This is a genomic window from Syntrophales bacterium (genome assembly GCA_030018935.1).
In the GTDB taxonomy this organism is placed as follows: Bacteria; Desulfobacterota; Syntrophia; order Syntrophales; family CG2-30-49-12; genus CG2-30-49-12.
Genome location: JASEGZ010000019.1, coordinates 21,358 through 35,294, shown reverse-complemented (window position 1 = coordinate 35,294; position 13,937 = coordinate 21,358). Strand labels below are relative to the sequence as shown.

11 protein-coding genes are annotated in these 13,937 nt (G+C 51.0%); 5 read left to right on the top strand and 6 right to left on the bottom strand.

The window, feature by feature from the left end:
- The first annotated feature begins 189 nt into the window (after positions 1–189).
- Both QMD03_05285 and QMD03_05280 read left to right on the top strand, forming a co-directional pair.
- Positions 190–1,854: a hydantoinase/oxoprolinase family protein gene (locus tag QMD03_05285; GenBank protein ID MDI6776643.1), complete on the top strand. Its 1,665-nt coding sequence runs from the start codon at positions 190–192 to the stop codon at positions 1,852–1,854.
- Positions 1,855–1,862: 8 nt separating this feature from the next.
- Entirely contained in the window at positions 1,863–3,173 is a 1,311-nt protein-coding gene (locus QMD03_05280; GenBank protein ID MDI6776642.1) for a histone deacetylase, read from the top strand.
- Between the two features lie 68 nt (positions 3,174–3,241).
- On the opposite strand, the gene QMD03_05275 is transcribed toward QMD03_05280, so the two are convergent.
- The 4 genes from QMD03_05275 to QMD03_05260 are packed head-to-tail and all read right to left on the bottom strand — an operon-like array spanning position 3,242 to position 7,189.
- Positions 3,242–3,457 carry an acetyl-CoA carboxylase biotin carboxyl carrier protein subunit gene (locus QMD03_05275; GenBank protein ID MDI6776641.1) on the bottom strand — a complete coding sequence of 72 codons (216 nt, stop codon included), beginning with the start codon at positions 3,455–3,457 and terminating at the stop codon, positions 3,242–3,244.
- Positions 3,458–3,509: 52 nt separating this feature from the next.
- Positions 3,510–4,676, bottom strand: coding sequence for a hypothetical protein (locus QMD03_05270; protein ID MDI6776640.1), 1,167 nt, complete (start codon positions 4,674–4,676; stop codon positions 3,510–3,512).
- A 20-nt stretch (positions 4,677–4,696) separates the two neighbouring features.
- Complete coding sequence (locus QMD03_05265; GenBank protein ID MDI6776639.1) at positions 4,697–5,494, bottom strand: enoyl-CoA hydratase-related protein; 798 nt, start codon at positions 5,492–5,494, stop codon at positions 4,697–4,699.
- 18 nt (positions 5,495–5,512) lie between these two features.
- Complete coding sequence (locus tag QMD03_05260; protein MDI6776638.1) at positions 5,513–7,189, bottom strand: carboxyl transferase domain-containing protein; 1,677 nt, start codon at positions 7,187–7,189, stop codon at positions 5,513–5,515.
- Positions 7,190–7,663: 474 nt separating this feature from the next.
- Between QMD03_05260 and QMD03_05255 the strand changes: the two genes are divergently transcribed.
- The 3 genes from QMD03_05255 (at position 7,664) to meaB (ending at position 11,185) form a co-directional block, all read left to right on the top strand.
- Positions 7,664–9,346 carry a methylmalonyl-CoA mutase family protein gene (locus tag QMD03_05255; GenBank protein ID MDI6776637.1) on the top strand — a complete coding sequence of 561 codons (1,683 nt, stop codon included), beginning with the start codon at positions 7,664–7,666 and terminating at the stop codon, positions 9,344–9,346.
- A 189-nt stretch (positions 9,347–9,535) separates the two neighbouring features.
- Complete coding sequence (locus QMD03_05250; GenBank protein MDI6776636.1) at positions 9,536–9,940, top strand: cobalamin B12-binding domain-containing protein; 405 nt, start codon at positions 9,536–9,538, stop codon at positions 9,938–9,940.
- Between the two features lie 279 nt (positions 9,941–10,219).
- Positions 10,220–11,185: a methylmalonyl Co-A mutase-associated GTPase MeaB gene (meaB, locus tag QMD03_05245; GenBank protein MDI6776635.1), complete on the top strand. Its 966-nt coding sequence runs from the start codon at positions 10,220–10,222 to the stop codon at positions 11,183–11,185.
- 85 nt (positions 11,186–11,270) lie between these two features.
- Here the strand turns inward: meaB and QMD03_05240 are convergent, their stop codons facing one another.
- Both QMD03_05240 and pth read right to left on the bottom strand, forming a co-directional pair.
- The gene (locus tag QMD03_05240; GenBank protein ID MDI6776634.1) at positions 11,271–13,328 is read right to left on the bottom strand and encodes a sodium-translocating pyrophosphatase; all 2,058 of its coding nucleotides are present in this window, start codon (positions 13,326–13,328) and stop codon (positions 11,271–11,273) included.
- Between the two features lie 9 nt (positions 13,329–13,337).
- Positions 13,338–13,931, bottom strand: a complete 594-nt coding sequence (gene pth, locus QMD03_05235; GenBank protein ID MDI6776633.1) for an aminoacyl-tRNA hydrolase — start codon at positions 13,929–13,931, stop codon at positions 13,338–13,340.
- Positions 13,932–13,937: the final 6 nt, after the last annotated feature.

The following is a 13,937-nucleotide window of genomic DNA, read 5'->3' as shown; positions in this document are numbered from 1 at the left end:
AAGCGGACAATTCATTTGCTACAAAAGCGGACAATTCTATTTACTCTTGACAGTAAATTTATCATTATATAAAAAATAATAATAAGCGGAAAAAACTCCTCATTAGTTTCCCTTTGCTATGGGGGAGGTAGGGGGATTAATTTAAACATGCAGGTATTCAGTCATTGAGATAAAGGAAGATAGAGCGGCATGGTGATCCTGGGTATTGATGTAGGTGGTACGCATACGGATGCTGTCCTCATAGAAAACTTCAGGGTGAAGAAAAAGGCAAAGGTCCTTACGAACGAGAGAGATCTCCTTGATTCGCTATGGAAGGTGACAGACGACCTGTTAAAGGAGGAAAATCCTGAAAGGTTGGAAAGGGTCGTTCTCAGTACCACCATTTCCACCAATGCCATTGCTCAGGGCAAGACCGACAGGGTGGGGATGATTCTGGTCAGCGGTCCGGGACTCTCCCCCTCGCTTTTACGAATCAATGAGGATTGCCATTTTATTTCCGGTTATGTCAATCATCGGGGCATGGAGATCGCCGGGATTGATCGGGATAATGTATCCCGGATTGGTGAACGTTTCCAAAGGGACGGAATTGACCATTGCAGCATTGTGGGGAAATTTTCCACAAGAAACCCGCACCAGGAGATAGAGATCCATGAAATCATCGCCACCCATGTAAGACATGTATCCCTCGGCCATCGCATGTCCGGACACCTCAACTTTCCCCGGCGTATAGCAACAACCTTCCTCAATGAGGCCATCCGGGAGATATACAGTAACTTTGTAAAACAGGTTTCAAATTTAATGCATTTAAGAAATATTTCTATTCCAATTTACATCCTCAAGGCGGATGGAGGAACCATTGATATTGCTCAGTCCTGTGAATTTCCCGTGCAGACAATACTTTCCGGTCCCGCTGCCAGCATCATGGGTATCCTGAGCATGGTTGAACGCAGAGATGATGCCATTGCCCTCGACATCGGCGGGACAACCACGGATATTGCCGTTTTTGCGGAAGGAGTTCCCCTTCTGGAGGCAGTGGGTGTCACCATTTTCGGCCACAGAACACTGGTCAGGGGACTACGGATAAGGTCTATCGGTGTGGGAGGTGACAGCAGGGTCAGATGTGAAGACGGCGGGATCGTTATCGGTCCTGAAAGAGAAGGGCCGGCTGCCGCCTTCGGGGGACCTTTCCCTACGCCGACGGATGCCATGATCGTCCTCAGCCTGACTTCGATCGGTGAGAGGGGAAGGGCGAAGGGGGCCCTGTTGCCGATAGCCCTGAAGATGCAATGTAGCGTTGAGGAAGTGGCTAAGACCATTTTTGAGCAAACCTGTGAGAAGATTGCTTCTGCTGTCCTGGATGAAATGGAAGCAATCAACAATCGTCCTGTCTACACGATACACGAGATACTTGAGGACAGAAGATTGGAACCGAAGATACTGTACGTGGTTGGTGGTCCCGCCAGGCCCATGGCCTTCCGTCTCGGAGAGATGTTGGGTTGTCCTGTTTATATTCCTGAACATGCGGAAGTGGCGAACGCCATAGGGGCGGCCCTGGCACGGACAACGGCGGAGATGGCGATCCTTGCCGATACCGAGCAGGGGACTCTGACCATCGGTGAGGAAGGCGACCGGATTGCCATTCCCCCGCGATTTACCCGGGAAGATGCCATCAGGATCGCCAAAGAAAAGCTTCGAGGAAGGGCGATAAAAATGGGGGCGAAAGAGGAAGACATGGCGATTGAGGTCACTGAAGATCAGGAGTTCAACATGGTAAGGGGGTTCTACACAACCGGCAAAAATATCAGGGTCAGGGTTCAGGTTAAGCCCGGTCTGATAGCCTCTCTCAGGACGTAGGACGTGATATGCTGAAAAAGGAAAGAAAGACGGGGCTCATCTTCTTTCCCGCCTTCGACTGGGCCATTTCTCCGACTCATCCGGAGAGGGAAGAAAGACTCCTCTACACGCAGGACCAGGTCTTTGAAGAGGGACTTCTTGACTTTGATAATATTATAGAATTCAAACCTGGCGTGGCTGTTGACGATGATATCAACCGTGTTCACATCTGTGTCCCCGATACAAGAAGCGTGATTACCGAATCGCATCTCATCTCGGCGGGTGGGGCGATAACGGCGGCGGAAAAGGTCATGAAAGGGGAAGTGGACAACGCGTTTGCCCTGGTCAGACCGCCGGGTCATCATGCAATGCTGGTCGTCCACGGCGCCCGTGGTTTCTGCAACGTCAATATCGAGGCCATCATGATTGAATACATAAGAAAGCATTACGGCCCCCAGCGTGTCGCCATTATAGATACCGACTGTCATCACGGGGATGGCACTCAGGATATTTACTGGAATGACCCCAACACCCTGTGCATTTCTATCCATCAGGACGGAACGACACTGTATCCGGGAACCGGTTTTCATAGAGAATTCGGCGGCCCCAACGCCCTCGGCGCCACCATCAATATACCTTTGCCGCCAAGGACGTCGGATGAGGGATTTCTCTACATTCTGGATCATGTGATTCTGCCCATCTTAGATGAATTCAAACCGGATCTCGTGATTAATTCGGCGGGACAGGACAACCACTACTCAGATCCCATCACCGATATGCGCTTTACTGCCCAGGGGTATGCCCTGCTGAATGACAGACTCTCACCCCACATCGCGGTCCTCGAAGGGGGATACTCTATTGAAAAAGCCCTCCCCTATGTCAATGTCGGTATCATTTTAGCGATGGCAGGTCTGGATTACAGCAATGTGAGAGAACCGGACTATGATCCTTTAACCATCAGGCAGTCTGACGAGATCAGCCGGTATGTAGAAAAGGAAGCGGCGGAAATCTACACCCTCTGGGGAAAAAGAGATTTGATGAGGGAAAAACTGATCGGAAATGCAGAATACGTAAGACGGAAAAAGCCTATCTATTACGATACCGACGGTATCAGCGAACAGCAGGAAGAAACCGTCAGGGTTTGCAATGATTGCGGGGGGATAGTCACTATTGATTCTGCCGCCGATACAGGAAACAGGATATTTGCCGTCATTATTCCGGGACAGAGCTGCCCCGCCTGCAGAGCCAAAGGTGAGGAGATATATACCTCAACCGGTAAAGATAAGTATAATTATGTTTATCTTCAGGACAGAGAGAGGGACATCTTCCTCGTAAAATAAGAACGGGCGGAAAGAAGGCTTATCCCGCCCGTCCAAAATTTCCCTCATCTGATCCCTGATGTTATTAATTATTCAAGAACGACCAATACCTGGTCTGTATCAACCTTGTCCTTTTCTTTGACCCTTATCTCAACGACCTTCCCGTCTTTGGGTGCATAAATCGGGTTTTCCATCTTCATGGCCTCAAGAATAGCCACCTCTTCATCTTCCTTTATTTGATCGCCAACTTTCACCAAAACCTTCAAAATAGTTCCCGGCATAGGGGCCGTGACTTCCACACTCATTTAATTACCTCCTTTTTTAAATTTTAAATTTTTAGATCCTTCACCTGACAGTTCAGGGACGATGCTTCTCCGGCAATACTGCCTTTGCTGCCCAGTCCTTGGGGATCTTCTGACCAGGCTCCTCCCCTAATTTTTGTATCAGCTTCGGGAGGCCAGGGCGGGCAAACTCCGGATGGCCCTCTTTCATGGTCCGGCCGTTGTAAATGGCTTCAGATCGCAGTCTCCGACCGATCGTCTTTTCCATTTTTGCTCCCAGCCACAAAACACGATCCACATCATAGCCGTGCTCGATGCCCAGTTCATCAATCATCACCAGCAGATCTTCCATGGTGATAAGACCCACGTACCTCGGGTCCCTGTAATAATACTCACCCGTTCCCCTAACCGGGCAGTCATCGAGGAAGTTTGTCGGCTGCCCCCCCAATCCGCCGAGGGTCCCCTCAAAGCGGTTAATGCCGGCCTGGAGGGCCGCCAGGACAGAAGCGCTGGCAATACGCTTGGTTTCATGGAAATGGGCCAGATGGACTTCCGGATAGGGTATCTCGTCAAGGACCATCGAAAAATAGCGGTAAACCTGATCTGCAGAAGCGGAACCATCATGGTCGGCATGTTCAATGTCATAGGCGCCAATTTCCAGCCAGCGCTTGGAAAACTCCACGGCATCCTCTAATTTAGTGGCCCCGGTGATGGGGCTTCCCCAGATGGTACTCACGGTACCGCACATCTTTATACCAACATCAGCCGCCTTTTTGATACACCGCTCGGCCTCCTTCCAGTACTGGGAAAGGGTTGAGCCGGAATTGGCAAAATGGTGCTCGGGATCGGTGGAAACCATCATCAGGATACGATCAGGACCGATCCCCCTTTTCTTAAACTCAATGGCTGTGTCCACGGCCGTCTCACGAATGGTAACGGCCGTAAAGGTGATGTCATCACAGCTTATACCAGCCTTTTCACATCGTTTTTTGAACCTCTCACCCCTGAAATAGGCAAGTACCTGCTGGGCATCCCTGAACTGGGGAATACCTTCGGGACTTCCCAGGTTGGTTAACTCGATCTCCCTACACCCCGCCAGGATCATCTCTTCCCCGTAAAAGATCTTGGCCGCCGTGGAGACAAACTTTTCCTCATGCTGGAGGCCATCACGGAGCGTAATATCACCGATGGTTACCTTCTTTGGCATCCTGGAAAATATCTTCCAGAAATCGTACTCTGTCATAAATCACCTCTGTTGCAAAATTATTCTCCCTTAAAGACGGGTTTGCGTTTTTCGGCAAAGGCGGCAAGGGCCTCTTCACGGTCCCTCGTGGGAATGGTTGCCTCGTATGCCTTTGACTCGAGCGGCAGGGCCACGCCAAGACTCGCCTCGATACCGTAATTAATGGCAAACTTCGCCTGGGCAACGGCAATCGGGCCGTTTTTTGCGATTTCCCGGGCCATCTGACGGGCTGCCTCCATCAGTTGGTCAGCCTCTACAACCTTGTTGACAAGGCCGATTTCCCGCGCCTCTTTAGCGTCAATTCTTTTTGCGGTAAAGATCAGTTCCTTGGCCTTAGCTACGCCGACGATCCGGGGGAGCCGCTGGGTGCCGCCGGCGCCGGGGATGATGGCCAGACTTGTCTCTGTCAGGCCCATGACAGCATGGGAAGAGGCGATGCGAAGATCGCAGGCCAGCGCCAGTTCCATGCCCCCGCCAAAGGCGAAACCGTTAATCGCAGCGATAACGGGAACACGCACCTGCTCTACCGCGGTAAAGGTGCTGCGAATCGTATAAATAAACCGGCGGACCTGATCCGGTGTCAGCGTCCTTCTTTCCTTCAAATCGGCCCCAGTGGAAAAGGCGGCCTTCTTCGGGTCGTCCCCGCCGGCGCCGGTAATGATAATACATCTTAAACCTGCATCAAAATTGGACTCCCTTATCGCCTTGTCCAGAGCGGCCAGCAGGTCAAAGTTAAAGCAGTTCATCGCCTCCGGGCGGTTAATGGTAAGAATCAGGATCCCCTCTTCCGTCCTTTCCTGCAGCAATATATCCGCCATATCGTTTCCTTTATCCTTTCAGACTTTCATATCTCCCCAGATGGACTCTTTCATGGGTACATGGAGGGCAATTTCAAAGGCCCGGGCGAGCTTATCACGGGCTTCGCTGAAGGCGATCACGCCATCGTGAAACAACAGGGAACCGGTGTAGAAGGGATGACCCTCATCATCATAGCGGTCTCTCATCATCTGGCGGAATCTGGCCATCTCTTCTTCGTCAACCGCCCCGCCTTTATCCTCGACATTTTTCCTCCTTACCGTCTCCAGGATGAACCCCGCCGTCTCACCGGACATTACGGTAGTCCGGCCCCTCATATTGGTAAAGGCGAATCTCGGTTTGAATGCCCGGCCACACATCCCGTAGTTGGCTGCCCCATGGTCGGGACCGATCACATAGGTAACCTTGGGTACCTCTAAACAGGAACAGGTACGGACCATATCCGCCCCGTATTTCCCGATACCACCCCACTCTTCCGCCTTACCGACCATGTAGCCGGGTGAACCCTGGAGGAAGAGAACGGGTATCTTTGAGTTGCCGCAACGGATCATCCACTCCGTGGCCTTTCTCGCTGCCTCGATATAGATGATCCCACTGGCATTGGAGGCGATAACTCCTACGGGGATTCCTTTCAGCCACATCTTCCCGCAAACAATGGATTCCCCGCGCCCGGGGCCATAGGACGATTTGTACTCATGAAAGTAGCCGTCATCGGCGAGGCATTTGATCGTATTTTTGATGTTGATATAACGATACGTATCTATGGGTGTGCAGCGCATCATTTCTTTGTAATCGCACTTCGCCTCCTTAGTCTCTCTCCGGTCAATATAAAGTTTCTGAGGGGGTTCAAAGTCCATCATTTCACGAAGCTTGGCAATTCCCTCTTCCTGGCTTTTCACAAAATGATCGCAACCGCCGGAGTGCTGGGTATGAACATAGGCGCCACCTAAATCTTCCATGGAAACGGTCTCCCCGATGGCCGATTTTACCATGGGGGGACCGGCCAGAAAGGCATAGGCCAGCTTTTCGATCATGATTGATTCGGATGCTAAATACACAATGTAGGCGCCTCCCGCGGTGTTCCCGCCGGTGGAAAGGGTGTACTGCTTGATCCCCCTGGCAGACATGCGGCACATGTTATAGAACATGCTCCCGAAGTGGCCATCGTCGGCAAAACAGCCTACCTGCAACGGGAGGTTAATACCACCGGAATCGGCGATATAGATACAGGGAAGTCCGCATTGTTCGGCAATCTCCTGGGCGCGCATGTGCTTCTTCAAGGTAATGGGGAAATAGGTCCCTGCGGCATAGCGATTCTCATTGGCAATAATCATACAATCCTTACCCCGCACTACACCGACACCGGTAATAACACCACCGCCGGGGATATGGCCGCGCTTCTCCTCTTCGTAAACCTCTCCGCCGTAAAGTTTCTTCTTGCTGATGTCGTAACCGGCATCAATGCCAAGTTCAAAGAACTCTGTCCCTGGATCAATCAGCATCTCGATCAGCTCACGCATCGGTTTTTTACCCTGTCGGGTCAGACGTTCCACCTGCGCAGCGCCACCGATGTCGTAAGCCTCTTCCCGATGCTTCATCACGATGGCATCCTGTTCCTCCCAGTGTTTCAGGTTGGCTTCCCTCTCCCTTTCCAACCCTTCGGCTTTCGTCAGCCTTTGCCTTTTTTCTTCCGGCATCTATTACCTCTTAATTCTATGTTTATTTTACCTGGTTACCCCTGTAAGATAGCGGATAAAAGAGTTATCGTCAAGACAAAAAAACAAGCAGTCATATGACTTGACAAGGTAACAGTTTTGAGATACTAATTGCGATATTTTTGAGCTGTGCGTTTAGGCTTTTTCACCGCAAAGGCGCAGAGTACGCAGGGATTACTTCTTTGTTGTTTTCCGTTGAGAGGGACGGAAAACAACAAACTCAAGCCTCACGGCATATAAAGGAATGCTAAAGTATATTCGATCTCCCCCTATCTTTAACCATTCCGATGAAATCGCGATTGAGATTATTTCTTTTCTGCCCTCTCAGCAGAAAAGAAATAATATTTTTCCTCTGCGACCTCTGTGTCTTGAGCGCGGCGGTGAAAAAGTAACTGAAATTACAAGATCAAATCTAACCGCACGGGTTGAATATTTTCAGGAATAGAGGTGAATAACATGTACTTCACAGAGGAATTGCTGGATCAATCTAGAGAGATCATGAAAAAGTGGGAGGACGAGGTGAGGAAAATTGTGAGCACAGTACCGGATCAGAAAGCCCGCTGGTCCACGGTATCAGACCTCGAAATCAAAAGGCTCTATACCCCGGAAGACATCAAGGATATGGATTTTGCCCGGGACATCGGTGTTCCCGGGGAATTTCCCTTCCTGCGCGGTAATCAGGCCACTGGCTATCGGGGAAGGCACTGGACATTCCGGATGTTTTCCGGCATGGGCACCGCCAGAGACACCAACAGGCGCTGGCGCCTCCTGCTGAGAGAAGGCCAGACAGGTCTCAGCACGGCCTTCGATTTTCCAACTCTTATGGGTTATGACAGCGATTCCCCCAAGGCCCGCGGCGAATGCGGCAAGTGCGGCGTTGCCATTGACACACTCGAAGATTTTCTTACCCTGATGGACAGGATTCCCATGGAGCAGGCAACCACCTCGATGACCATCAATCCGCCGGCCACGGTGCTCTGGGCAATGTACTGTGCTGTGGCTGAACTCAGAGGTGTTCCACTTTCCAAAATCGGTGGCACTATCCAGAATGACATGCTCAAGGAATTTATTGCCCAGAAGACCCTGATGTGTCCCCCCGAACCGTCGGTAAAACTTATCAGTGACACTGTGGAATTTGGGGCGAAATATGTTCCCAGGTGGAATACGATCAGCATCAGCGGTTATCATATCCGGGAAGCCGGTTCCACGGCAGTTCAGGAACTTGCCTTCACCCTCCGTAACGGCATAGAATATGTCGAAGATGTCATCCGGCGCAAGGGTCTTGATGTGGATGACTTTGCCCAGAGGCTATCGTTTTTCTTCAATTCCCATATAGATTTCTTTGAGGAAATCTGCAAAATGCGGGCCGCCAGAAGGATGTGGGCCAGGATCATGCGTGACCGTTTTAAAGCCAAAAATCCGAGATCATGGTGGATGCGCTTTCACACCCAGACGGCGGGGTGTTCGCTGACAGCCCAGCAGCCGTACAACAATGTTGTCAGGACGGCAATCGAAGCCCTGGCAGCCGTATTAGGAGGCACCCAGTCCCTGCATACCAATTCCCTCGATGAGGTTTTGTGTCTCCCCTCGGAACAGGCCGTGGAAATAGCGTTGAGAACCCAGCAGATCATTGCGGAAGAAACCGGTGTTGCCAATACTATTGACCCCCTGGCCGGATCGTATTTTATAGAATCCCTGACCAATAAAATGGAAGAGGCGGCCTGGGAATATATCCATAAGATTGATGACATGGGGGGTATGGTGGCGGCTATTGAAAAAGGGTTTCCTCAAACAGAGATCGCCGATGCGGCATATGCCTTCCAGAGGCAGCTCGAAGCGAGTGAAAAGATCATGGTGGGCGTCAATAAATACACGACAGCCAGAGATCAGGTGATTCCCCGTGTGGGAATAGATGATAGCGTTGAGATGGAACAGATCGAAAGATTAAATGCCGTCCGCAGAAAGCGTAGCCATCAGGCCGTCCGCAGAAGTCTTGACGACCTGAGAAATGCCTGCAAAAAAGAGAATAACGTTATGCCTTACTGTATTGAAGCCGTTAAAAATCTGGCCACTGTCCAGGAGATATGCGACGTGTATCGGGAAGCTTACGGCGAGTACCGCGACCCTGGATATTATTAAACAGGCACAAAGGCACAAAGCACCAAAGGCACAAAGTCGAGAGATCTGAAGAGAATGAGTTGCTTAAGTTCCTATAAGATGTTTACAAAGCGGTATCTGGTTGTGTCCTACATTCCGATCGTATTCCTGCAACTTTGTGCCTATGTGCCTTTGCCTCTTTGTGCCTGAGTAGTTACAAGGGAGGGAGGCATGGCCCAGAGGAAAATTCGTGTCATGGTGGCGAAACCAGGTCTTGACGGCCACGACCGTGGCGCCAGGGTGCTGGCCAGATGTTTTCGTGAGGCAGGTTTTGAGGTTATTTACACAGGTTGCCACCAGAGCCCAGAGCAGATTGCTACCGCGGCAATGCAGGAAGATGTAGATCTGGTTGGTCTCAGTTGTCTTTCCGGCGCCCACCGGCACCTGTTTCCCAAGGTTGTGGAATTGCTAAGGGAACAGGGAGCCGAGGATATTATTGTGATTGGAGGGGGCATCATTCCCGACGAGGATTTTAAGATGCTCTACAATGCCGGTCTTAAAGCGATTTTCACCCCTGGTGCCCCCCTTGCGACAATTGTGGAGTGGGTGAGGAATCATGTAGTTCCGAGGTCGTAGGAAACAAGTCGTAAGTCGTAAGTCATAGGTCATAGGAAAAGGAAAATAGAGACCTTTGAAAAACTGAAAATTGGCTTCGTGAAGGGCGAATCAAAGATTTTTTCGGGGAGGGGGGCTCTGCCATCGCAGCGAAGCGCCCGCCAGGGCAACTGTTTGAAGGCGAAGCCTGAGTTTTGCCCTGGCAGCGAAACTAAATGATGCATAATCGTCAAAAGATTTTGAGCCCTTGTGAAGTCAATTTTCAAAGGTCTCAAATAATAAATGAGGAGTTTTGAAAATATGAAAAAGGCAGAAAAGATAAGAGAAGGGGATGTGCGGACGGCCACTCGCCTGATCAGAAATTTGGAAGACCGTCTCCCCGAAGCAAAGACAACGCTCAAACACATCTTTCCCTATACAGGTAAGGCCCATATTGTAGGTATCACCGGTTCACCAGGGGCGGGAAAAAGTACCCTTACCGATGCTCTGATTACGTCATTTAGAGAAAAGAAGAGAACCGTTGGCGTCCTGGCGGTAGATCCGACCAGTCCCTTTACCGGTGGGGCTATTCTCGGTGACAGAATCCGCATGCAACGACATGCCGAGGATTCTGAGGTATTTATCAGAAGTCTGGCGACCAGAGGGGCCCTCGGCGGTCTCTCCAAGGCGGTCGGTGATGCCGTTCATATCCTCGATGCCATGGGAAAAGATGTCATCATCGTGGAGACAGTGGGTGCGGGACAACAGGAGGTCGAAGTCGTCAACCATGCCCACACCGTCATTGTAGTTATGGTACCCGGCATGGGAGACGAAATACAGGTAATGAAGGCGGGGATCATGGAGATCGCTGATATTTTTGTGATTAATAAAGCAGACCGCGAGGGTGCACAACAGCTTTACAGCCTGATAGAGGCCATGCTCAATATGGCACATGACTTCCCCGGCGGATGGAGACCTCCTGTAATCATGGTGGAAAACGTGTTTGAACCGGTCTCGTTTAAAGAGAAGGTTGAAGAGCTATCCCTTAAAATTGATGAGCACTATCAGCACCTGACAGGTAGTCAGCTCTTGGGTGACCGTCTCCGCAGGAAGACGATCGTTGAGATCAATGAAGCTCTCCGTGACTTTATCCTGGAACCGGTTTTAAGAGACCTCGTGACAAGCGGTGAATTCGACTGCATGGTAGAAAAATTGACCCACAGAGAATCTGATCCTTACACACTTGCCGAGGAGGTGGCAAGACGTTACCTTAAAGAGAGCCACTAACCCCCCTCCTCTAAGGCCGTCAGTTCTTCCCTTACCACTCTACCGCGCAGGAGGGGAGGGTGGTAAGGGTGTGAACAGTCCTGAATTAATAAATCATCTGATAGATGGTAACAATTGCCGGTGCTGTAACGAGGGACACTACCGACATTAACTTGATCAGGATATTCATGGCGGGACCTGAGGTATCCTTGCAGGGATCACCCACGGTGTCACCGATGACGGCTGCCTTATGTACTTCAGAGCCTTTACCGCCTAAATTACCCTTTTCGATATACTTCTTCGCATTATCCCAGGCGCCACCGGCATTGGCCAGAAAAAGGGCCAGGATAACACCGGACAGCGTCGCTCCTGCAAGGAATCCGCCGAGGGCCTGAGGCCCGATGAATACACCTACCAGAACTGGCGCCAATACCGCTGAAACTCCGGGAACAATCATCCTTTTAAGCGCCCCCGTGGTGGCAATATCCACGCACCTGTTCGAATCCGGAGGTGTCTTACCCTCCATGAGCCCGGGGATTTCTCTGAACTGTCTTCTTATCTCATTGACCAGATCGAAGGCCGCTTTTCCCACAGCGGTCAGTGTCTGTGAGACCATCATACAGGGAAACAACACGCCGAGAAACGCCCCTGCGAGCACATGCGCCTCGGTGAGGTCGAGGGCGAATTTTTCAAAGCCGGGGAAGGTCCTGACAGTGGAGACGTAAGCGGCAAACAGGGCCAGTGCGGTCAGCGCCGCCGAACCAATGGCAAATCCCTTACCGATCGCCGCTGTTGTATTGCCTACCGCATCCAGCCCGTCGGTAATCTCCCTCGTATGGGGTGGCAGTTTGGCCTGTTCGGCAATGCCACCGGCGTTATCCGCTATCGGTCCGTAGCTGTCCACAGACATCGTCATGGCAACGGTACCGAGCATTCCGACACCAGCAATGGCAATCCCATAGAGACCGGCACAGATATAGGAAACCCAGATGGCGATGGCGATGAAGAAAACAGGTGCGATCACACTTTCAAAACCGACGGCGAGGCCATTGATAATATTTGTTGCCGGACCTGTCTGGGAAGCCTCGGCTATCCTTACGACAGGGCCACGGCCTGTACCCGTATAGTATTCCGTAATTCCTCCGATCAACATGCCAGTGACAATGCCGAAGAGGTTAGCCCAGAATGGTCCCAAACTGCTGATCATTCCTGCAGCTTTCAACTCTTCCGCCGTTATGTTTGCCGTTGAGTACTTGACCACGAAAAATGAGGCGATGATAAAGAGAATCCCGGCGATGTACAGGGAATTGCTGAGGGCCGCTTGTGGTCTCAGGTTCTTCAGGAAATTGAAGAAGCCGATCCCGATAATTGATGAGATCAACCCTGCCATGATAAACAACATGGGAAGGGACATCCATACCATCTTGTGTGTGCCCATGGTGGCGCCAATGGCAATAGCAGCGACTACGGCACCACAGTAAGATTCGTAGAGGTCTGCACCCATACCGGCGATATCCCCCACGTTATCCCCCACATTATCCGCGATGACACCAGGGTTCCGGGGGTCATCCTCGGGGATCCCCGCTTCAATTTTACCGACCAGATCGGACCCCACATCCGCGCTCTTGGTGAAAATACCACCGCCGACACGGGCAAAGAGGGCAATGGAAGAGGCGCCCATGCAGAAACCGTTGATTACGGTAGGGTTTTTCCCGGAAAAGAAGTAGAAGAAGATGCCCAAGCCGAGCAATCCGAGGCTGGCTACGGACAGCCCCATAACCGACCCCCCATAGAAAGCCACCGTCAGGGCCTTCCCCTGGCCATGTTCCCTGGCCGCTTCCGTTGTTCTGGCATTGGAGTACGTTGCCGCCTGCATACCGAAAAGTCCTGCCAGCATCGAACAAATTGCCCCCGATGCGAAAGCGACCGATGACATCTTTGATTCCAGGGAAAAATAGAGTATCAGAAAAACAACAACCAAAAAGATCGCGATAATCTGATACTCCTTCTTCAAAAACACCATCGCCCCCGCATGGATCTTATCCATAATCTCTACCATCTCTTTATTCCCTGGGGGGAAAGAGACAACATACCTGTAAATGATAAACGCCAGTAACAACCCGATAACACCCAGCCACGCCGCATAATCAACTAAAGCTCCCATAACCTTTGTTTATACCTCCTCATCTAAGTTTTTTGTGAGACCTTTAACATTAAATTTATTCATTGCCGTCTGGATACCGGATGAAATAACCTCCCCCACGGCATCACATGCCCGGCTGGTAATGTCAGGTAAGATTTTCATTTCCTCCTTAGAAAAACACCCTAAGACGTACTCTTCCACCATTGTCCCGGGAGGCGGCTTCCCTATCCCCAATCTGACCCTAATAAACTCTGACCCGCCGAGATAATCTATGATAGATCCCAATCCTTTATGCCCTCCGTACCCTCCGCCTTTCTTTAAACGAATTATTTCGAATGGCAGGTCGAGGTCGTCATGAACAACGATCAGATCTTCAAGACCCGCTTTAAAGTATTCCGTAAGCTTCCTTACCGCAACGCCACTCAGGTTCATAAAGGCCTGAGGTTTGGCAAGCAAAACCGTGGTCTCGTCAATTTTCCCCTTTCCGAAACGTGCGTCGAAGCCTCTCTGACTGAGGGATATGTTCTGCCGCTGCGCCAATTTATCGAGGACCAGGAACCCCATGTTATGTTTACTGAATTGGTACTGGCTGCCAGGATTTCCCAGCCCGACTATCAGCCTCACCGGGGG